This window comes from Microbacterium sp. ZW T5_56, from assembly GCF_044987425.1.
GTDB lineage: Bacteria > Actinomycetota > Actinomycetes > Actinomycetales > Microbacteriaceae > Microbacterium.
The window spans coordinates 22,589-45,483 of sequence record NZ_JBJDRI010000005.1 but is presented as its reverse complement, the minus strand read 5'-3'; the positions used below and the strand labels follow the sequence as shown (position 1 = coordinate 45,483).

At 65.4% G+C, this 22,895-nt stretch carries 11 protein-coding genes; 4 read left to right on the top strand and 7 right to left on the bottom strand.

What is annotated here, in order from left to right:
* Positions 1-189: 189 nt before the first annotated feature.
* On the bottom strand, positions 190-7,062 hold the full coding sequence (locus ACI3KU_RS03645; protein ID WP_404920931.1) for a fibronectin type III domain-containing protein: 6,873 nt from the start codon (positions 7,060-7,062) through the stop codon (positions 190-192).
* Positions 7,063-7,294: 232 nt separating this feature from the next.
* Complete coding sequence (locus ACI3KU_RS03640) at positions 7,295-9,646, bottom strand: glycosyltransferase (protein WP_404920930.1); 2,352 nt, start codon at positions 9,644-9,646, stop codon at positions 7,295-7,297.
* 271 nt (positions 9,647-9,917) lie between these two features.
* On the opposite strand from ACI3KU_RS03640, the gene ACI3KU_RS03635 reads away from it, so the two are divergent.
* From ACI3KU_RS03635 to ACI3KU_RS03625, 3 genes are all read left to right on the top strand, one after another.
* Positions 9,918-11,453 (top strand): DUF222 domain-containing protein, encoded by a 1,536-nt coding sequence (locus ACI3KU_RS03635; protein WP_404920929.1) that lies wholly within the window; start codon positions 9,918-9,920, stop codon positions 11,451-11,453.
* Between the two features lie 268 nt (positions 11,454-11,721).
* Positions 11,722-12,888 carry a nucleotide sugar dehydrogenase gene (locus tag ACI3KU_RS03630; protein ID WP_404920928.1) on the top strand — a complete coding sequence of 389 codons (1,167 nt, stop codon included), beginning with the start codon at positions 11,722-11,724 and terminating at the stop codon, positions 12,886-12,888.
* Positions 12,889-12,980: 92 nt separating this feature from the next.
* Positions 12,981-14,462, top strand: coding sequence for a sugar transferase (locus ACI3KU_RS03625; protein ID WP_404920927.1), 1,482 nt, complete (start codon positions 12,981-12,983; stop codon positions 14,460-14,462).
* 107 nt (positions 14,463-14,569) lie between these two features.
* Here the strand turns inward: ACI3KU_RS03625 and ACI3KU_RS03620 are convergent, their stop codons facing one another.
* Positions 14,570-15,085, bottom strand: a complete 516-nt coding sequence (locus tag ACI3KU_RS03620; RefSeq protein ID WP_404920926.1) for a VanZ family protein — start codon at positions 15,083-15,085, stop codon at positions 14,570-14,572.
* Between the two features lie 166 nt (positions 15,086-15,251).
* Positions 15,252-15,791 (bottom strand): VanZ family protein, encoded by a 540-nt coding sequence (locus ACI3KU_RS03615; RefSeq protein ID WP_404920925.1) that lies wholly within the window; start codon positions 15,789-15,791, stop codon positions 15,252-15,254.
* Between the two features lie 131 nt (positions 15,792-15,922).
* Between ACI3KU_RS03615 and ACI3KU_RS03610 the strand changes: the two genes are divergently transcribed.
* The gene (locus tag ACI3KU_RS03610) at positions 15,923-17,983 is read left to right on the top strand and encodes an acyltransferase family protein (protein WP_404920924.1); all 2,061 of its coding nucleotides are present in this window, start codon (positions 15,923-15,925) and stop codon (positions 17,981-17,983) included.
* A gap of 35 nt (positions 17,984-18,018) precedes the next feature.
* On the opposite strand, the gene ACI3KU_RS03605 is transcribed toward ACI3KU_RS03610, so the two are convergent.
* The 3 genes from ACI3KU_RS03605 to fusA all read right to left on the bottom strand — a co-directional run bounded on the left by ACI3KU_RS03605 (position 18,019) and on the right by fusA (position 22,894).
* Positions 18,019-19,155 carry a Fic family protein gene (locus ACI3KU_RS03605; protein WP_404920923.1) on the bottom strand — a complete coding sequence of 379 codons (1,137 nt, stop codon included), beginning with the start codon at positions 19,153-19,155 and terminating at the stop codon, positions 18,019-18,021.
* A gap of 268 nt (positions 19,156-19,423) precedes the next feature.
* On the bottom strand, positions 19,424-20,617 hold the full coding sequence (gene tuf / locus ACI3KU_RS03600) for an elongation factor Tu (protein WP_404920922.1): 1,194 nt from the start codon (positions 20,615-20,617) through the stop codon (positions 19,424-19,426).
* A gap of 162 nt (positions 20,618-20,779) precedes the next feature.
* Positions 20,780-22,894 (bottom strand): elongation factor G, encoded by a 2,115-nt coding sequence (gene fusA / locus ACI3KU_RS03595; protein WP_404920921.1) that lies wholly within the window; start codon positions 22,892-22,894, stop codon positions 20,780-20,782.
* Position 22,895 lies beyond the last annotated feature (1 nt).

Here is a 22,895-nt window from a genome sequence, read left to right as displayed (position 1 = left end):
TGTGGCCTTACATGCCGAAGAATCCTGCGCTGAAGCCTCTCGTCGTGAGCATTCCGAACAGCATGCGCTGAGGAGGACCATCGGGCCGCTCACCGGAGGTGGACCTCTCTAACAGGTCAAGCGAGTTCGTGACGTTCGCCGTCACCTGTTGCGGGATCAGGTTTCGCCTGGCGTGCGACATTGGCGACGTTAGCGGATCACACTCCCCGTGGCGGCACTCGTCTTCACGACGGTGCCGTACCCGGACTTCGTCCCGGTGACGCGAACCGTGAGCTTCCTCCCGGCGTCCGCGGTCGTGAGTTTGTAGGTCGTTGCCGTCGCGCCCGTGATCGCGGTGCCATCGCGGTACCACTGGTACTTCAGTGTCACCGGCGACGGCGTCCAGGTCCCGGCCCGCAGGCTGAGCAGGCTTCCCACCTTTACCGTCCCCGTGATCGTCGGCGCGGGCGCGGTCAACGTTCCCAGTGCCACCGAGGCCGTCGCCGCTGACGTCTTCGAGACCGTCGTGTACCCGGCCAGCGAGCCGGTCACCTTCACCGAGATCTTCTTTCCGGCATCTGCCGCCACTGCGGTGTACGTCGACGCCGTCGCACCTGAGATCGCCACCCCATCACGCAACCACTGATACGTCAGCTTCGTCCCCGACGTCCACGAACCCGCCGTGGCGGTGAGCTTCACACCGACCTTCGCCGTGCCGACAATCGTCGGCACAGGTGCCGTCAACGTCCCTCTCACTACCGCGACAGTCACAGCCGACGTCTTCGAGGCGGTCGTGTACCCCGACAGCGATCCGGTCACCTTCACAGAGATCTTCTTCCCCAGGTCGGCAACAGCGACGTTGTAGGCGGAGCCCGTGGCTCCCGTGATCGCAATGCCATCGCGAAGCCACTGATAGGTGAACGACGCACCCGCGGTCCACGTACCCGGTGCTGCCGACAGTCGCTGACCGACGGCGACCTTTCCGGAGATCGTCGGTGTCCCGATGGTGAGGGTACCCGCAGCCACCGCAGCGGTCGAGGCGGACAGACGTGACGCGCTGGTGTATCCCGCGAGCGCCCCGGTCACCGTCACCGTGAGCTTGGCTCCCTTGTCGGCGGCCGCGAGTCTGTAGGTGGCGGCCGTGGCCCCGGACACATTGATGCCGTTGCGCTTCCACTGATACGTCAGCTTGGTGCCGGAGGTCCACGAGCCGGACACCGCGGTGAGGGTCTTCCCCACCGCGGGCGTTCCGGAGATGGTCGGTACCGGTGCCGCCGGGATCGTCCCGGCCCCGACGGTTGCCGCGGCAGACACCGCGATTCCCGCAAGCCACCCCGCCCTGCTGGCGGTCACGCGCACGGACAACGCCGCAGCGAGGTCCGCTGCCACCGGCGTGTAGGTCTTAGCCGTCGCCCCCGTGATGGCGGCACCGTTGCGCAGCCACTGGAACGTCAGCGCCGCGTCGGACGCGGTCCACGTACCGGCTCCGGCGGTGAGCCGAACCCCGACCCGCGGTGCCTGGGATCCGGTCGATGGTGCCTGAACGGAGGCCACCCGCGGGTCCCCGTTGCTCACGAGGATGCTGCCACCCTCAACGAGCTGACGCCACGATCCCGGAATGGCGGAGGTGACTCGTGCGAAGGAACCTGTCACCGATTCGAGCATCCGAGCGGTTGCCCCGGTGGGAGCGGACACCCCAGAGGCTCCGACCAGATCAAGGGTTCCGCCCGCAGCCACGACCGACCCGGCCATGATCGTCCCCGCAGGAGTCAGCTTCGGAGCGCTTCCGCGTACGGTCATACGCAGCGTCGACGAACTCAGCAGGGACAGATCTGCGAAGGACGAACCTTCGGATGCGACATCGGGCTTGAGCACCAGCGTCCCGTTGTTGGCGAATGCACGGTGGAAAGCGGCCGATGCCGATTCGACCGTGCCCCGATTGATGATGGGGATATCAAAGGAGGGCACGTAGCCATCGGGGTTTCGCGTGGCCGACACTCGGCCAGCTCCCTCATTGATGAGGACCGAGCGTTCGCCAGATGCAGTCGCGGAGAACTCCCCGGCCGCTGACAACGTCCCGTAGTTGGTCAGCACCGCATCGTGGAGGTGGAGATACCAGTGCACCGCCATGTTGCCGCGATTGATGAGATCTGCCGACAATGACGTGGAGTACCAGGTCGACACCGAGCCGGCCGGGAGCGTCAAGGTTCCACCCTGGACGGTCCCCAACACGTATTCGGCACCGCTCCGCGCAGCCAGCGTCTTTCCCGCCGCCGGCACCACAGTTCGAGTGATCGCCATGGCTCCTGGCCCGGCGATGCTCCCCGAACCGAGCTCGAGCACAGCAAAGTTGGTCTCACCCGCATCAGCCACGGCCGGCTGCACCTGGATCACGCCGTTGTTCGTCACGGTCTCGTAGAACGTCGCGGATGCGGCGTCGATCGTGCCGCGATTGATCACCGGGACCGCAAGGAAGGGACGGTCTCCCAAACTGAGCGCAGCCATGTTCAGCAGCGCGCCGGTCTCGTTGACGATTTTGCGCCGACTCCCGTCGTCACCGCGAATCCACGCACCTGGTTGCACAGTCATGACGCCGAAGTTCGTGACCACCGCATTGGCCAGATTCGTGTCGTACTCCACCGTCATCGTGCCGCGATTGACAACATCTCCCGCGATCGAGCTGCCCCACCACCGTGTGACAGCGCCCGAAGCAAGCGTGAGGGTGCCGCCCTCCGTCTGTCCCACTCCGTAGGGGGCACCGCCCCGTGCAGGCAGAGTCGCGCCGGATGCAGGAACGATCAATCGCCAGATCTCCAGCATCCCTGAGCCCGAGATGGTCCCGGAAGATGCGTCCAGCCTGTCGAAAGACGTGTCCGAATAGTCGACGGCCGCAGGATTCACGATCACGGTTCCCGTGTTCGTGAAGGCAGCCGTGAAATGCGCTGAAGCTGCTTCCACTGTCCCGCGGTTGAGGACGGGAACGTTGATGTACGGAACGCCACCATCCGTGGTCGCGGACACCACGAGCCTCCCGCTAGCTTCGTTTCGGATTCGCTGGGGCTCATCGGAGGGAGTGGTGATGTCGACGCGTCCCGATACCTCCATGCGGCCATGGTTGACGATGTCTGTCGACAGCCTGCCTTCCACCCAAGACGTCAGGGAACCCGAGGGAAGGGTGAGCTCACCACCGCTGACACCGCTCAAGGTCGAGCGGGCTCCGCCTCGGGCGGGAAGCGATCGTCCCGCAGCGGGAACGACAAGATCGAAAACGTAGAGATCGCCGGAGCCTGAGATGTCCCCCGATGCAAGTCTGAGAGTCACGATCTCGGTGTTCGTGCTTCCCGGGTGAACGACCAGCGTCCCTTCATTCGTGAAGTCGTCGAACCATCCAGATGTGGATTCCACGGTTCCTCGGTTAATGACGGGGATGGACACGCTCGAACGGCCGTGCTCTGCGGACTCCAGCACGACCAAACGGCCTCCGGCCTCGTTGATGAGCGCGGAGGATTCGGTGCCGCCGACGAAGCCGTGACCCTCCAGGGTCAGCGTTCCGAAGTTCGTGATTGTCGACGCCTCAAAGCGCCAGGAGTCCGAGACCGTCATCGATCCACGATTCACGATGTCCGCCGCCAAGGTGTTGTCGTACCAGGTCCACCACTGCCAGTGCGTATTGGTTCCGGTTGCCAGGGTGAGCGTTCCTCCCGTCACCTCGCGCAGCTCATACAGTGCGCCCCCGCGGGCAGGCAGAGTCTTCCCCGCGGCAGGGACAGTCAGTCTGTCGATGATGAGCGTGCCCGGACCCGACAGGGACCCGCTCCCCGCATCGAGCTGCTCGATGGCAGATCCCTCAGTCTCCTCGGCGTCGGCCTGGGCGACCAGTACTCCGTTGTTCATCACGGTGCTGAACCGGCCGGAAACGGATTCGAGGCGTCCTTCGTTCAGCACCGTTGAGGAGATGGACGGCGTTCCATTCTCATCCGAGGCGACCCGCAGACGCGCGCCAGACTTGTTGATCACTGTGGGCACGTCCGGCTCGCTGGTTCCCGTGATGCGCGCATCCCCCGCCACATTCATCGTGCCGTAGTTCGTCAGGGTCGCATCGGACAGCGTGAGCCAGCCGGGCGCTGAAAGCGTGCCTCGGTTCACGACATCGATGGCGACGTTGCCCGACAGTTCCCACGTGACGGTCGTCCCGGCCTCGAACCTTCCGCTCCCCACCATCTCCCCCGACATCGCGAAGTAGGTCGACACGTCGAGTCGGCCGTCCAGAGTCAAGCTGCTCATGCTCAGACCGGAGACCTTCGCCGTCACCCCGGCGGGCAGGGTCACTGCTGACGAACTGCAGACCCAGTCGCCACTGCCCGGGAGACGCCCCTTGTCCCAGTTGGCGGCATCACCCCAGGAACCGCCATATTCACCGGTGAAGGAGACCGTGCACAGCGGACGCAGGTCGACCTTCGTCGTGGCCGACGGAGACACCTTCCCGATCCGGTTCGCGGCGTACACCGTGACCGAATACGCGCCCGGCGTGAGAGGGCGCTCCGGCGCGAACTCTGTGATCGACAGAGAGGTGGTCCCCGCGTCGAGCACGTGCGTGCCCGTCGAGGGCGAGGTCTGCACCACGTACTGATAGAGCGGTGCGTCTCCGGTGACCTTCGGCTCCTGCCAGGAGATGTTCAAGGCGAGCGCGCTCATGTCAGAGCTCACCCGCAGGTTGCGCGGTGCGGTGAACAAGGTCCCCACGCGGATGCTCATCGAGCCAGAGGCGCCCGTGGCGTCGCCTGCGACGATGGTCACGGTGCGTCCCGCTGGCGCTGCCGGAGTGAACACACCCGTGGAGCTGACACTGTCGCCCGCAACACCGTTCTGCACCGTCCAGGTCTTCGTCGTATCGACCCCATCTGAACGTTTCGCGGTGAACGGGATTGATCCGCCGACACCGACCTCCGGTTGAGGTGCGGTCAGAGCGTAGGTCGCCGTCGGCGGACTGTCGATGAAGAAGACCGACCAGCTGGTCTCGAAAATGGTGCTCGACAGCTCGATGTACTGACCGAACGCCTTGAACACCAGGCCAGCGCTGACCTCCACCTCGAGTGCCACCTCGAAGTACTTCTCTCCGGGTTGAGGGGTGAGGTTGAGCTCGCCCGCGACGCGTGCTTCGACGATGAGCGACGGTCCCGTCAGCGTGTAGAGGGCCGCGACGGGCGAGGCTTTCAGGCCGATGCTGCCCTTTCCGCTGAGCGAGACACCTCCGATCGGCGTCATCGTGGCCTTCGGCGGCGTGGAGAGGTTCTTACCACGGAGCTCTCCCGCACGGTCCGAGCTCCAAGTGATCGATCCTCCGAGCTTCGCCGACGCGCTCATTCGCGCGACGATCTGACCGCTCATCGTGAGGAACACCGGGAGCTTGGGTTGCACCACCACGGGGACGACGCCGATGAAGAAGGTCGACGTCACCCCCTTGATCTCACCGATCTCCCACTCGGCGGAACCTTTCAGTCCAACCTCACCCGTGATATCAGCCTGGACGGCCGCCGACGCTTCGACAGACACGGCACCCGGGGAGACTCCGAGCTCCACGGAGATGCTGGCTCCCACAGCGATCTGACCCTTGAAGTACGCGGGTCCCACCTTCTTCTCAATGCCGATCGCGTGTCGCAGCGAGGCTGTAACGCCGACACCCAGTCGTGACTCCTCGACACGCATCTCCTGCACACCGTCTGTCCCCGGCACCATTTCAGTCACCGATCCGCGAAGCGCTTGGCCTCCGGCAGCACCTCCGTTCGAGTCTGCGGTGTCCAGATCAGCCGACAGCGACATCGACCCGAACACGTCGTCGAGCGCGGCTTCGGTGGTCGTGAGAATGACTCGGTTGTCTTGGTGCGCGATCGCATCGATGTGTCGCAGCACGCCACCCGGGAACACGTCGCTCGCAGCCCCCACGATCACGTTGCCCACGCTCAGAGCTGTCACTGCCGCTGGCGCCGGGTCGGACCAGGCGAGACCTTCGTCGCTCGCAGCGACGACCGCTGCCATCGTGGCCTCATCCATGACGACCACATCGGCCTTGATGTCAACGGTCGGGCTCGCGCCGGAACTGCTCACCGCTCCCTCACCAGCACCCACCGCATTCGTCGCGACGACGGTGAACAGGTACGACGCCGCCGCGTCTTCGAAGTCCGTCGCCTGCGCGGTGCCCGCGGCGGAGCCCACGTTCATCGAGTGCAGGATTGCCCCGTCGACGGCGACCCAGGCACCGTCGGCATCTGTCTCTGCGCGTTGCCAACTGACGGTGTAGCCAGTGATCGAGCTTCCCCCATCATCGGCCGGCTCGTTCCACGACACGTCAATCGCGCCGGCAGCGTCAGGCAGCACAGTAAGCCCACGCGGTGCACCAGGGACGTAGTCGGCGGACGGCGTAGCCGCTGTCACCGCGGCAGGTGAGGCCCCAGCCGCGTTCACCGCGGCAAGCTCGATGCTGTACTCGGTGCCGCTCTGCAGACCGCTCAGAACGGCGTTCGTCTCGGTCGGACCCGGCGCCGCCATCGCCGCCTCCGTTCCATCGGCAGCGCGAGCGACCACCGTGTAGCCGGTGACGGGCGAGCCGCCATCGAAAGCGGGTGCGGCCCACGACACGGTCACTTCCCCGTCGCGACCGATGCTCCCGGTGAACACCGGCTCCCGCGGCGCCTGGGCAGGCAGCGGCACGACAGCGTCAGAGACGTTGGAGAGGTCGGACGTTCCCACTTCGTTGGTCGCCGTCATCGTCACGGTGTAGGCCACCTGCGGGCACAGCCCGGTGATGAAGGCGGCCGTCGCGCTCCCGTCCACCGATAGCACCACGGGAGCCGGTGACGGACAGATGTCGGGAATGCCGTCCGAGGCTGGTGATGCGGTCACATCGTAGGACGTGACCGCTGCCGCAGGATCCGCGGGCAGCCATGATGCCATCACCGACAGCCCGTCGCCGGCGACGTCCACCACCATCGGCGCGGCTGGCACGTCTACCGGCGCGACGGCATTCAGCTGCGGCAAGCTTGGTGCGGCGTTCGCCGGGGTGGAGATGAACAGTGAGCTCGCCATCGCCGCAACGGCGGCGACTGCTGCCAGGCGAAGAGATTTCGAACGGGACCGGGCGCTCTCGGGTCGCATTGCTCAGCCATTCCGCGGACATGCCGCAGGGTCGAGGAACAGCGACTCGGGACGCGCCGCTACGAGGACCATAGCGTTTCCTGAGTGTCTACTGAAAGCGTGAGAACGACCGATTTCAACGAATGGACGTTTTCGCACGCGTCGACGGCGGCGTGGTGGCGAGTCAGCGCGCCCGCAGCCAGCCCTTCGCGCGATGCGCGAGGGGCCGAAGGCCGGGAACTCGCGCGAGCGTCGCCCGTCCGAGAGGCGCCGCCGATTGCCACATGCGCACACCGAGTGAGGACTGATCCACCGCCCCCCGCGTCGTCTCCTCCCGGCCGCGACGCGGAGCGCGCTCGGCGAAGAACACCATGAACCCGAGGAGATGCTGGGCATCCTCGATCGTCGGAGCGGGAGAGAACTCGGCGGGCAGCGTCCCCTCCACCACGCCGGTGTAGAGCGCAGCGAAGTCGTAGTCGAGAGCGCGCGCTGCAGCGTTCACTGATGCGTCAGACAGCTCCCGATAGCGAGCGGGATCGCCGAGGACCTCGCTGATCTGTCGTGCCAGTCCACCCGCATCGCCCTGCGCCACCGCCACCACGCCGTCGTTGTCCTGCACCAGCGTCAGCCAGGGCAGCTCGTACATGAACACCGGCAGGCCACGCGCCTGCGCCTCGGCGATGGTGAGCTGGTAGCCCTCGATGATGCTCGTGGAGACGAATGCGTCGGCTGCGTCGATCGCGGCGATCAACTCGTCACCGTGGCGCGGGCCGATCGCCACCACCTGATCGCCGACACGACGCCGGCGTGCCTCCGCGTTGAACTTCTTCGCGGTGAGGGTGTCCCAGTCGGGTCCGATGACCGTGAGTCGGAAGTCCACTGACAGCTTGCGCAGCTGCACGCCGATCTCGATGAGTTCGGTCACCTGCTTGGTGCGCTGCTCCAACCGACCCCACCACACCAGCTCGATGTGCCCGGCCGGCGGAACCTTCGTCACGTGTTGCGCGACCGAGGCCTGCAGCATCGGCGATGGCGGGTTCGGCACGAAAGCGGCGTGCTCTACGCCCCGCAGCTTGAAGTACGCCACATCCAGCGGAGAGAGCGTGATGAGCTGCGCGAGCGTATTGCTGCACTGCTCGATCAGTGAGAGTCGATCGTTGCCGTCGTAGATCGGGCGGCCCACGAAGTTGTGCAGCCACCCCACGGTCGCCGCCCCCTCCGACCGCGCCATCAGCGCGAACTCGGGCCAGTACCTTGTATAGAGCACCTGGTGATCGATCACCACGTCGATCTCGTGCTCGCGACAGATTTCCGCCCACTCCTGCATGCGGTCCACGAGTTCACGGGACTGGAGCTCGACGAACTCGACTCCCGGCGGAACAGCCTGCGGGTCGCTACCCTTGCTGCGAGCCACCACCGTCACGCGATATCCGGCTTCGCGCAGGTAGTGGGCCTGCGAGGCGAGAACCGCCGACACACCGCCGGTGCGCAAGGTGGACGTCGCCAGCAGCACACTGCGCACGGGACGATCGCCGATCGGCTGCCAGGGAGTGTGGAACTTCAGCACGGTGAGAACGCGCGGGTAGAAGCGCGCCGCGCCCTGGATGATGTCGTGCGCGGACGCCACCTCATGCAGGTGAGCCAGCGCAGCGTCCAGCACCGTGCTGTCGCTGCGATCGATGAGCTGCGACGTCACATAACCGACGATCGACAGTCGCGCCGACTCGTACGCATCGGACAGCGCCTGCGGATCCGTGTGGTTCGCGGCGAGCGTCTCAACGGCGGAGCGGATGCTGTCGATCGAGCGGATCGCCGAGACGTAGAACTCGGCACGCTCGATGCTGTCCACCACCTGGCCGCTGCCTCCGCGACCGAAGTGATAGCGGTACAGCTTCTCCTCTATCGACACATAGCGAGTCACGAGTGCCGCGACCAGGAACATCAGCGGCAGATCGTTGACGCGGGGCAGCACGAGGTCGTCGGGGAGCTCCGCATACGCGTCGCGCAGCACGCTCGTGCGGAAGAGAAAGCGCCAGAGCTGCCCCTGTGCAGGCTTCCCCATCGGGAAGAGTCCCTCGAGGACGGCAACCGACCCGTCGAGTCGCTCATGTCGTGGCTGGAGGCGGCGCTCATACGACCCACCCGTGTGGCCGTTCTTGTCGATGATCGTCACCCCGAAGCCGACCAAGTCCGCGTCGCTCTCGCGCGCGACCTCCACCGCCCGCTGCGCAGCATTCGGTACCAGCTCGTCATCGCCATCCAGGAACAGCACGTACTGGGCCGCGGCGGCAAGGATCCCGACGCGACGTGCTTGGAAGGCCGAGAGGTTTCGTTCCTGTCGGATCAGACGCACGCGCGGATCGCGCGCGGCGAACCGCTCGACGACGGCGGCGGTTCCGTCGGTCGACGCGTCATCGACGCAGATGATCTCGATGTCGGGAAGGGTCTGCGCCAGCGCACTCTCGATCGACGCTGCGAGCGTCAGCTCGTCGTCGAATACCGGCATCACGATGGAGACAGCAGGAACCGGGGTCACCACACCGATTCTAGGCGGTGCGGTTCCCGCTGCCTCAGTATGAGGGCGGTGCATCCGTTCACCGCGCCCCAGGCAGCACCCGCGTGCAGACGTTCGTCATTGTCGCTCGCCGCCGCCGGAGTTGTGCTGCTGTCGCCCCGGCTCCGCCGGCGTGGGCGAGAAGACGAGCGCGGGTGGCGGCCGGAACAGCGAGGCGATGAACGTCCCGCTGAGTTATCCACAATCACGGCAGATTCGTATTTTTGTTCTATTCATGCGGCATCCTTGAGTCATGACATTCGTAGCTGAGACCCGAGAGGCACCTTCCCATATTGCCCGCGACGGCGCATACGGAGATGTGGATGTCGCGGTCGTGCGGGCCTATGTCGATGCTCTGGTAGCGCTGTCCCGATCGCGCGCGGCGACGGACGCACTGGAGGCGGTGCTGTTCGCCGATCTCGTGACACTGTCAGGTGCATCCGGGCGCTCGTCGGATGCAGACCTCATGTTGCGCTCGCTCGCGGCGGAGGTGGGTGCCGCGGTGCGCGTCAGCGACCGAACGATTCAACGGCAGATGTCCGACGCGCTTCAGCTTGTCGACAGCTTCCCCGCCGTGCACGAAGCGCTGTCTCACGGAGAGATCACGTCATCACATGTCCAGGTGATTCTGGAGCATGGGCTGCCGGTAGAGGCGGGCCCGGCTCGGGAGGAGTTCGTGGCGCGAGCGCTGCCGTTGGCACGGGTGGAGTCCCCGAACCGGTTGCGGCGCATGCTGGGCGGTATCGCGGAAGAGGTACGCGATATGAGCATCACGGAACGCCATCGCGAGGCCAGCCGCGCCCGCACCGTCTGGGTCACCGACGACCTGGACGGCATGGCCACCCTGCACGCCCTGCTCCCCTCCGTGCTCGCGCATGGGGTGAAGGACCGGTTGGATCGGATGGCCCACGCCCTCCGCGCCAGCAACAAGACGGCCAGGCACACCGGCACGGGTGCGGGTGCAGGCTTTGGCCCTGGTGCCCGTATGTGCCCCGGCGGAGATGTCTTGATCTCCACGGACGCGGGCGCCAGCCTCGAATCCGGCGTGGACACGGGCGCCAGCGCTGATTCTGAATCTGACGTTGGCATTGACGTTGACGCTGACGCTGACGTTGACGCTGACGCTTCAGAATTTCGCGATGTCCGGACGGTGGATCAGATCCGTGCCGACCTCCTCGCCGACCTACTCCTCACCACCACCCCCACCAGCGTCGACACCGCCATCGGATCCATCCACGCCACCATCGCCGTCACCATCCCCGTCCTCACCCTCCTCGGACAAGACGACACCGGCACCGAACTGGACGGCATCACCCCCATCGACGCAGACACCGCCCGCGTCCTGGCCGGCGGTCAGCCCGGACTAGACCGAATCCTCACCCACCCCATCACCGGCGCCATCCTCGCCACCGACCGATACCGCCCCACCGCGGAGATGAAACGCTTCCTCACCCACCGAGACCAACACTGCCGACACCCCGGATGCCGCGTCCCGATCCGCTACACCGACATCGACCACAACCACGACTGGGCCAACGGAGGAAAGACTGACATCAGTAACCTCGCCCCGCTCTGTCGCCGGCATCACACGTTGAAGACCAGCGCCGACTGGAAGCTCACTCCCCACCCCGACAATGACGGCACCGTCATCTTCCACACCCCGGCCGGGTACAAACACACCCAAAACCCACCGCCGCCCCACACCGTCAGCTTCACCCCCACCCGTGACGTCAACACCACCCAGGCCGGGGACAGCGACGATGGCGGTGACGGCGTACCTCCCTGGTGAGAGCACAGGTTCGCGGTCTCAACGTGATCAGCATCGCCTCATTGTCGCCGCCAGACGCGGCTCGACACCGTCCTGCCTCGAAGCGTGGTTCTCGTCACCTTCCCGTCTCGACGCACATTCTCAACGCACATCCTCGACGCACATCCTCGACGCACATCCTCGACGCCACCCCGCCCTACGGCGCTCGACACCGTCACACACCGAAGCGCGAGAGATATCGGCCGTCCAGAAGCAGGAACTGTACCCGGGCGCGTCTATTCTGGAAGCTATGAAGATTGCGATCGCCGGCACGGGTTACGTCGGACTCTCAAACGCCGTCGTCCTCGCACAGCACCATGAGGTCATCGCCGTCGACGTCAACGAGCACAAGGTGGATCTGCTGAACCAGCGGATCTCCCCCATCGTCGATGCCGAGCTCACCGAATACCTCGCCACCCGCGAGCTCAACCTCGCCGCCACGCTCGATGCCACGGTTGCCTATCACGACGCAGAGTTCGTCATCGTGGCGACGCCTACCAACTACGACGAGGACACCAAGTTCTTCGACACGTCATCGGTCGAGTCGGTGATCGACCTGGTGCTCTCCATCAACCCCGACGCCGCGATCATCATCAAGTCGACGATTCCCGTCGGCTTCACCGAGCGCATGACGACCGAGCACCCCGGCGCCACGATCATCTTCTCCCCGGAATTCCTGCGGGAGGGCCGCGCGCTCTACGACAACCTGCACCCGTCGCGCATCGTGGTCGGAGACCGCGGACCGGTCGGTCGTCGCTTCGCAGACCTGCTGGTCGAGGGTGCGATCGACGACAACGTGCCGGTGCTCCTCACCGGTGCCACGGAGGCGGAAGCCATCAAGCTCTTCGCCAACACGTACCTCGCACTGCGTGTGGCGTACTTCAACGAGCTGGACACCTACGCCGCCGTGCACGGCCTCTCCAGCCCCGAGATCATCGAGGGCGTCGGACTCGACCCCCGCATCGGATCGCACTACAACAACCCGTCCTTCGGCTACGGCGGCTACTGCCTCCCCAAAGACACGAAGCAGCTGCTGGCGAACTACTCCGAAGTGCCGCAGAACCTCATCACGGCCATCGTCGACGCCAACCGCACGCGCAAGGACTTCGTGTCGGACGACATTCTATCTCGCGGACCGCGCACCGTCGGCGTCTACCGACTCGTGATGAAGGCCGGATCCGACAACTTCCGCACCTCGTCGATCCAGGGCATCATGAAGCGGATCAAGGCGAAGGGCGTGGAGGTCATCGTCTATGAACCGACGCTCGAGGATTCCGAGTTCTTCCACTCCGAGGTGGTCGCGGACCTGGAGGAGTTCAAGAAGCGCGCCGACGTCATCGTGGCCAACCGCTCCAGCGAGGTGCTCGACGACGTCGCCGACAAGGTCTACACCCGCGACATCTACGGTCGCGACTGACGACGAGCCCCGATGACGTCCGCCGCGACCAACACCCGCACTCGGCAACGCATGCCGCTGCGGGAGCTTCGCTCATGCCGGCTGGGGCAGTCGTGACCGAGGACTCCGAAGCCGCGAACGCCGTCGCCGCGACAGCAGCGCGCCCGCTGGGACGACGACGCGCGACGAAATGGGCCATGCGCTACGCCCGGCGGCTTCTCCTCACCGATGTGCTCGTCATCACGGTCCTGCTCGCGGGGTTCGGCCTGTTCTGGCTCCGCAATAGCACGCTGGCCTGGCCGGGCGGACCCCAGGTGTCCTATGCGGTTCCGCTCGTCATCATCGGCGTGCTCTGGGTGGTGTGCCTGGAGGCGTTCGAGACGCGCGACCGGCACATCGTGGGCGATGGTGTTGTCGAATACCGCCGCATCATCAGCGCCACGGTCTTCGTGTTCGCCGTGGTGATCTCGTTCGCATTCTTCCTGCGCATCGACGTCACGCGCGCGCTCTTCGCCGTCGTGCTGCCCGCCGGGCTGCTCGCACTCCTCGTGAGCCGCTGGCTGTGGCGCCAGTGGCTGCGCAAGCGTCAGTGGAAGGGCACCTTCGTCTTCCGCGCCGTGCTGCTCGGCGAGAAGGCGAAGATCCAGCACATCGCCCGTCAGATCCACCGAGCGAGGATCAGCGGGTATGTGATCGTCGGCGCGATCACCCCGGACGGAACGCCGTCGAAGATCGGCGATGTGCCCGTGCTCGGCGCCCTCAAGGACACCGTCACCGCCATCGATGCCACGGGCGCCGACACGCTGATCGTGGGTGGAAGCGACGAGCTCGACCCGAACGCGATGCGCAGGCTCGGCTGGGCGATGGCCGACCGCGACGTGAACTGGGTCGTGGCACCCGCACTCACCGACGTCGCCGGCCCGCGCATCCACGCCCGCCCGGTCGCCGGCCTCCCGCTTGTCCACGTCGATTTCCCTCGGCTTGAGGGCTATCGCCGGGTGGTGAAGCGGGCCTTCGACATCGTCGCCGGCAGCCTCATGCTCGCCTTCGCGATCGTGCCGATGCTGATCACCGCGGCCGTTATCCGGATGGAGGGTCCCGGCCCCGTCATCTTCGCGCAGGAGCGGGTCGGACGCCACGGCAAGATCTTCCGTGTGCTCAAGTTCCGCTCGATGGTCCCCGGTGCCGATGCGCAGCTTCCCGGACTCCTTGACCAGCAGGGAACCGCCGGCAAGCCCTTCTTCAAGGTCGCCGATGATCCTCGCATCACCAAGGTGGGCAAGTTCATCCGCCGCCACTCCATCGACGAGCTGCCGCAGCTGTTCAACGTCCTCCGCGGCAACATGAGCCTCGTGGGACCCCGACCCCAGGTTGCCTCCGAGGTCGCCCTCTACGCGGATGGCGTGGAACGACGCCTGCTGGTCAAGCCCGGGATGAGCGGCCTGTGGCAGGTGAGCGGTCGGTCGAAGCTGTCAGTCGAGGACTCGATCCGCTTTGACCTCTACTACGTGGAGAACTGGTCCTTTGCACAGGATCTGCAGATCCTGTTCCGCACGTTCAAGGCCGTGGTCGACCCCGGCAAGACCGCGCACTGACCGAACGGTTCGGCTGCGACGATTCGGCCGCGACGATTCGGCCGCGACGACTCGGCCGCGACGGTTCGGCCGCGACGGTAGGGTTGCGACAGTTCAGCTGCGAAAGCTCAGCCGCGGTCCGCGAACCAGAACGCCCGCGACACGACGCGCTTGTCGCGGGCGTGAATCAGCGCCACCAGGACCACCGCGAGCGCGAGACCCAGCCATCCTCCGAGGGTGTTCGAGAGCACGTCGCCGATGTTCCCGGACCGCTTCTCGAGGAACAGACTCTGCGAGAGCTCCAACGCACCGGAGAACGTCGGCACCGCCAGCAGGACGAGCCAGCGTAAGCGCGAGGGCAGCACGAGGGCCAGGAGGAAGCCGAAGGGGACGAACATCACGATGTTCGCGGTGAACTCGAGCGCGTGATAGTTGAACGCATCCGGAACGCCCGCATCGTGCGCCACCGAGAGCACACGATCGATTCCGCCCATGTTGCCCTCAGTCACGGGGGCAGGACGCAGCGTGAGGATGAGGATCACGGCGATCCAGGCCGCCAGCAGCACCACGGCGCTGACGACACGGAGTCGACTCGCCGGAGGCGCGCCAGCGGCGTCAGCCGTCGCTCGGACGTGATCAGACACGTATCGCTCCCCCTGCTTCCGCGCCGCCCGAGCGCGACCTCCGTGCGCGCCGACCCGGGTTGGCAGCATATGTAGGCTACCCGCGCGCCGCGCACCGGTCCACTGCGCGTCGCCCTCAGCGCCGGGCGCCGTACGCATCCCTCACCGCGGGAATCGTGCGCGCCGCTCAGCGCCGGGGGCCGTACCGCGCATCCCACAGCGCACGGTTGATCACCTTGCGGTCTCGCGCGTGAACCATTCCCACGATGATCGCCGCGCACAGCAGACCAATCCAGCCACCGATGGAGTTGGCCACCACGTCCTGCAGCGTGGCGATCCGAGCGGACAGGAACGTCGCCTGGAACCATTCGATACCGGCCGAGAGCGCCGGCAGCAGCAGGATCCCGAGCCACATCACCCGACCGAGCGCGAGGCCGAGGAGCAGGCCGAGCGGCACGAACATCGCCACGTTGGCGGTGAACTCCAGCTCGCGGTAGTCGAACCAGTCCGGCACTCCGTTGCGGTGCAGCACGGCGAGGAACTTGTCGATCGAACTCTCGTAGCCCTGATCCAGCGGCGTGGGTGACGTCGTTGCGAGCAGCACTACGCCGAGGCACGCCAGGAGCAGCACAATCGCGATCGCGGCACGCAGGTGGCTGCGAGGCGGTCGCTGCACCACATCGCGCACGGTACCGCGATCGAGCAACTCGGTCACTGCATCGGACACGGTGCCTCCTCGGGTCGGGATGCCCATGCTACGTGCACCACCTCCACACCGCCCGAGCGAATTCATGGACCATCCTGAGACCAGATGCAACCCCCTCCCGAAGCGGAGCGGGCCCGGCTAGCGTGAAACGGATGCGGCAACGTCGAGACATACAGGGTCTCCGGGCGCTCGCCGTGGGACTGGTAGTGATCTTCCATCTCTTCCCCGGCGCGCTGACCGGTGGCTACATCGGCGTCGACGTCTTCTTCGTCATCTCTGGCTACCTCATCACGGGACATCTCGACCGCGAGCTCGAACGACACGGACGCATCCGGCTGGGGGAATTCTGGGCCCGGCGGATACGCCGGCTGCTCCCAGCCGCTCTCGTCGTCATGGTCGTGTCGACGATCGGCGCGCTACTGCTGATCCCCCGGACGCTCCTGCCCCAGAACATCATCGAGATCGCCGCGGCGGCCGGCTACGTGCTGAACTGGGTGCTGGCCGCGTCCTCCGTCGACTACCTCTCCAGCGATGCACCCGCGTCGGTCGCCCAGCACTACTGGTCGCTCTCGGTGGAGGAGCAGTTCTACATCGTGTGGCCGCTGCTGCTGACGGCTGCGGTTCTGCTCGGCGTGCGCTTCCTCGGACGCCCCCGCCGCACGGCGCTCGTCGCGGCCATCGGCGTGGTCTTCGTCGCTTCCCTGACCGCGTCGGTCGTGCAGACGGCCCTCTCCCCCGCACCGGCGTACTTCGTGACCACCACGCGTGCGTGGGAGTTCGCGGCAGGGGCATTGGTTGCGCTCCTGCCCGCCCTCAGCGACCGGCTCGACCCCCGCATCCGACTCCGCTCGTCGTGGATATCTCTCGGTGCCGTCCTCGCGTGTGGCGTGTTCTTCGCCGAAGATACGCCGTTCCCGGGGGCGATCGCCCTGATCCCTGTGGTCGCCACTGCCCTCCTGTTGTGGCTGGGAGACGACGATCAGGCCCTCGCCCCGCAGCGGCTGTCCCACCCTGCGGCCGTGCAGTTCGTCGGGGATGCGAGCTACTCGCTCTATCTCTGGCACTGGCACTGGCACTGGCCGATCATCGTGCTCGCGGCCGCGGCGATCGGCCGGCCGCTCGATCCTCTCCTCGCGCTCGTCGCCGGTGCGCTCACCGTGGCACTGGCGTGGGCGACCATGCAGTGGATCGAACGGCCGGTGCGGCGGGCACCGGGACTGCTGGCACGTCGAGTCCCCACCTACGCCGGAGCCGCCGTCGCAATGGCTGCCGTGATCGCGCTGGCGCTGACACCTTTGGGGACCCTGCGCGTCGAGGACGAGGCAGCCGCGGCCACGATCGCGGAGCTGGAGCGCGACACGACGAGCTGCTTCGGAGCGTACGCGCTGCTCAACGAGTGCGACGATCCCTATGCGCTTACCGACACCGTGAATCCCACCCTCACCCAGTCCGGCGGCTTCGGGCTGCGTGCCGGCGACGGCGAGGACTGCGACTGGGCCACCATCGCCGACCGCTCCGAGATGAGTTGCGAGCTGGGAGTAGCGGCCGAGGATGCCTCCGAACGTCTGGCTTTCATCGGCGACTCCCACGCCGACCAGTACGCGCTGCCACTGGCACTCGCCGCCCGCGCTCACGACTGGAGTGTGCTGGTGCGAACCCGCGGATCGTGCACGCCGCTCGCACCCGTCGGCGTCGCAGCCCAGGATGCGACGGTCTCGCAGGCGGAAGCGTGCGATCGCTGGACGGTGGACGTGCTCGACCAGGTGATCTCCGACACCAGCATCGACACCGTCATCGTCGCCGGACGCTACGAGCTCCAGCCCGACAGCACCGAGAACGCCCATGAGGTGATGGAGCGACTGCAGGCTGCGGGGAAGTCGGTGATCTTCATCGCCGATCTCCCCGGCACCGAACACGAGTGGGGAGCGCCCGACACCATGGAGAGCGCGCCGAGTTGCGTCGAGCGCGAGTGGCGGGACGACGCCTGCGCCTGGTCACCCACCCCTCACATCGATTGGGCGCAGACCGCGGCCTTCGAGGCGGGCGCGGCGATCATCGATCCGTCAACGCTGCTGTGTCAGGACGACCGCTGCCACATCGTCGTCGGCGGCACGATCGTGTTCTCCGACGCCCATCACATCTCCCGCGCCTTCGCCCGCACCCTGACCGGCTGGTTCGGCGATCAGATCTCCGCCGCCCTGGCTCAGCCTTAATTCACGAGGTGAAGTAACACCGCCGGCGGAATGGATCAGTCATCGGCCAACATACGCGGCAGGTGGCCCAGTTCATCGAGACGTCGGATGAGTCGTGGAGCAAGCGGGCCGCGGGAGAGCAGGAGCTGATAGAACCGCGTGCCTTCCTGAGTGCGGCGCAACAACCGCCGATCAATCAGCTCACGAATAGCACGGGAGCGCTGTGAAGCATCACCCGGAAGCACGCCCGCAAGATCACCGGCCTTCACGGTGCCGCGCTGCAACACCACAGCAAGTACCTCACGCATGGCAAGGGAGATCAGTCCGTCACGCAGCAGACTGTCCAATGCCGGCAGCACCAGTTTGTCGGCCACGTAGGCGTGATCCTGCAGCAGCACGAGCCGCGCCAGATCGTCTCGGATGCCGGTCGCGAAGAACGAGAGCCAGACCTTCGTTCCATCGTCGCTCAGGGAATCCGCCGCCTCCAGCGCCGAGATGTACGCCGAGCGGTCGTTGCCGAACACGGCAGCGGGATTCAACGCACTGAAACCACGCGTGGCAAAGATGGTACGGCGAAGCATCGCGTACGTGAAGAGACGCGAGACACGACCGTTTCCGTTGCGGAACGGGTGCACCCATACGAATCTGTGGTGCGCGAGCGCGATCTGCATCATCTGTTCGTGAGGCGGCCGCTCCAGGTTCGCGAACCGCAGCAGCTCGGCCATCTCCGCGTGCAAAGTCACCCATGTCGGCGGCTGATGTGCGGACCCGGCGATGGCGACGTCCACCTCGCGGTAGGCACCGGGTGTTGGATCGCCTTCTCGCGACAAACCGTCCACGACCTGCGCGTGGAGGTCACGGAGCAAAGCGTGCGTGAGTGGCTCCCGAGGATCGCGACTGTCAAGGAACCGCGTGGCCTCGGCGATGTTCGCGATCTCGTGGAGTTGCTCAGCTTGCGACGGGGACTCCTCCGGAATGGCACCGTCAAGCGCCTGATACACGGTCGTGTGATTGCCCTCGATACGCGCCGAAACCACGCTCATCACGACATCAAAGAGGAAGTGCAGCTCCTCCTTGATCTGCGATGGCGTGTTCCCGGTTCCGATGTCGGCACGAAGGCGCTCGATCTCGAACAAGGTGGCCATGAGATCGGATCCGAACTCGAGCGCGGGCAGACGGTACAGGCTACTCACGAAACTTGATCTCCCCACTCTCAGAACTTGCTCGCCACGATACAGATATTTGCACATCCTCGGGGAACTGTCCCGGAATTACAGCGAACTTGGGTGTACGCGTCAGCGAAGAACTTGCGTCAGGCTGATGCGGAAATTTGCTGGCGAAACCAGACCGCATTGCAACGTCGGGTCTCGTTGCGCGAGGCTGATGGCCATCATGGCGCAACAGAAAAACGAAACCCCCCTGGTTTCCCAGGGGGGTTTCGTCAGAACTCAGTAATCGAAATTACTTGATGATCTTGGTGACGGTACCGGCACCGACCGTACGGCCACCCTCACGGATGGCGAAGCCGAGGCCCTCCTCCATGGCGATCGGCTGGATCAGCGCGACCGTCATGTCGGTGGTGTCGCCGGGCATGACCATCTCGGTGCCCTCGGGCAGCGAGATGACGCCGGTGACGTCGGTGGTACGGAAGTAGAACTGCGGGCGGTAGTTCGTGAAGAACGGGTTGTGGCGGCCACCCTCGTCCTTCGACAGGATGTACGCGGTGCCCTCGAAGTCGGTGTGCGGGGTAACGGAACCCGGCGCCACGACAACCTGGCCACGCTCGACATCGTCGCGCTTGGTGCCACGCAGCAGCAGACCACAGTTCTCGCCGGCCCACGCCTCGTCGAGCTGCTTGTGGAACATCTCGATACCCGTGACCGTGGTCTTCTGCGTCGGGCGGATGCCGACGATCTCGACCTCGGAGTTGATCTTCAGGGTGCCACGCTCGGCGCGACCCGTGACGACCGTTCCACGACCGGTGATGGTGAAGACGTCCTCAACAGGCATGAGGAACGGCTTGTCACGGTCACGCTCGGGGTCCGGCACGGAGTCGTCGACGGCCTGCATGAGCTCGAGGATGGCCTCGGTCCACTTCTCGTCGCCCTCCAGGGCCTTCAGAGCGGAGACGCGAACAACCGGAGCGTTGTCGCCGTCGAAGCCCTGCGATGAGAGCAGCTCGCGAACCTCGAGCTCGACGAGCTCCAGGATCTCCTCGTCGTCAACCGCGTCAGACTTGTTCAGCGCGACGAGCAGGTACGGAACGCCGACCTGCTTGGCGAGCAGAACGTGCTCACGGGTCTGAGCCATCGGGCCGTCGGTGGCGGCGACCACGAGGATCGCGCCGTCCATCTGAGCAGCACCGGTGATCATGTTCTTGACGTAGTCAGCGTGACCCGGGGCGTCAACGTGCGCGTAGTGGCGCTTCGGGGTCTCGTACTCGATGTGCGAGATGTTGATCGTGATACCGCGCTGACGCTCTTCCGGAGCCGAGTCGATCGACGCGAAGTCGCGCTGAACGTTCGTGTCCGACGGGAACTTGTCAGCGAGCACCTTCGAGATCGCGGCAGACAGCGTGGTCTTGCCGTGGTCGACGTGACCGATCGTACCGATGTTGACGTGCGGCTTGGTCCGCTCGAACTTGGCCTTAGCCACTAGGTCCTCCTCAGGACATTCGTGTAGCGATTCCGGGCACTGGATTGCGACCGGCTCGATACAGGGGTTGATTTCAGTGTAGTGGAGACAGCGTCTCCGAGTCTGTGAAGTTATAAACCAGCAGGCGTCGGGGGTGGCGTCACGCCACCCCCGACCAGGCGATTACTCGCCCTTTGCCTTCTGGACGATCTCCTCGGCAACAGCCTTGGGAACCTCAGCGTAGGAGTTGAACTCCATCGAGTAGACCGCGCGACCCGAGGTCTTCGAGCGCAGGTCACCGATGTAGCCGAACATCTCCGAGAGCGGAACCTGTGCGCGGATGACCTTGACGCCCTGGGCGTCCTCCATCGACTGGATCTGGCCACGACGCGAGTTCAGGTCACCGATGACGTCACCCATGTACTCCTCCGGAGTACGGACTTCAACAGCCATGATCGGCTCGAGGATGACCGGGTTCGCGCGGCGAGCGGCCTCCTTGAAGCCCATCGATCCGGCGATCTTGAACGCCATCTCAGACGAGTCGACATCGTGCGAAGCACCGTCGGTGAGGGTGGCCTTGACGCCCACCATCGGGTATCCGGCGAGGACACCGACGTTCATCGCATCCTGGAAGCCCTGGTTGGTGGGCTCGATGTACTCGCGCGGGATACGACCACCGGTGACGGCGTTGACGAACTCGTACGTCTTGTCGCCCTCGACCTCCAGCGGCTCGATGTTGAACTGGATCTTCGCGAACTGACCCGAACCACCGGTCTGCTTCTTGTGCGTGTAGTCGTGCTTCTCGACGATCTTGCGGATCGTCTCACGGTAGGCCACCTGCGGCTTGCCGACGTTGGCCTCGACCTTGAACTCGCGCTTCATGCGGTCCACGAGGATGTCCAGGTGCAGCTCGCCCATTCCCTTAATGAGGGTCTGGCCGGTCTCCTGGATCTGCTCGACGCGGAACGTCGGGTCCTCTTCAGCGAGCTTCTGGATAGCGGTACCCAGCTTCTCCTGGTCGGCCTTGGTCTTGGGCTCGATGGCGACCTCGATCACCGGCTCCGGGAAGGTCATCGACTCGAGCACGACCTGCGACTGCGGGTCGCTCAGGGTGTCACCAGTGGTGGTGTCCTTGAGGCCGATGACGGCGTAGATGTGACCGGCGGTCATCGAGTCGACCGGCATCTCCTTGTTGGCGTGCATCTGGAAGATCTTGCCGATGCGCTCCTTCTTGCCCTTGGTCGAGTTGATGACCTGGGCACCCGAGTCGAGGTGACCCGAGTAGACGCGCACGTAGGTGAGACGACCGAAGAAGGGGTGCACGGCGATCTTGAAGGCCAGCGCCGCGAACGGGTCATCCTTCGACGGCCTGCGCTCGATGACGACCTCTTCATCCTTCGGGTCGTGCGCCTCGACGGCAGGCACGTCCAGCGGGGACGGGAGGAAGTCGACGACGGCGTCCAGCATCGGCTGCACACCACGATTCTTGAAGGCGGAGCCACACAGCACCGGGTACAGCTCGCCGGCGATCGTCAGCTGGCGGATGCCGGCCTTGATCTCCTCGACGGTGAGCTCTTCGCCACCGAAGTACTTCTCCATGAGCTCGTCGCTGGTCTCAGCAACGGTCTCGAGGATGAGGGTGCGGTACTCGTTGGCCTTCTCCAGGAGGTCCGCCGGGACATCCTGGATCTCGTACTTGGCGCCCATGGTGACATCACCCTTGGAGTCGCCGGGCCACACCAGAGCGCGCATGTTGATCAGGTCGACGACACCGACGAACTCGCTCTCGGAACCGATCGGCAGCTGCAGCACGAGCGGCTTGGCCTTCAGGCGGTTGATGATCGTGTCGACGGTGAAGTAGAAGTCGGCACCCAGCTTGTCCATCTTGTTGACGAAGCAGATGCGGGGGACGTCGTACTTGTCCGCCTGACGCCACACGGTCTCGGACTGGGGCTCGACGCCCTCCTTGCCGTCGAACACAGCGACAGCACCGTCGAGGACGCGGAGCGAACGCTCCACCTCGACCGTGAAGTCCACGTGACCCGGGGTGTCGATGATGTTGATCTGCGTGCCGTTCCAGAAGCACGTCACAGCAGCAGAGGTGATCGTGATGCCACGCTCCTGCTCCTGCTCCATCCAGTCGGTGGTCGCGCCACCGTCGTGGGTCTCGCCGATCTTGTGGTTGACGCCCGTGTAGAACAGGATGCGCTCGGTCGTCGTCGTCTTGCCGGCATCAATGTGGGCCATGATGCCGATGTTGCGGACCTTCTTGAGGTCAGTGAGCACTTCTTGTGCCACG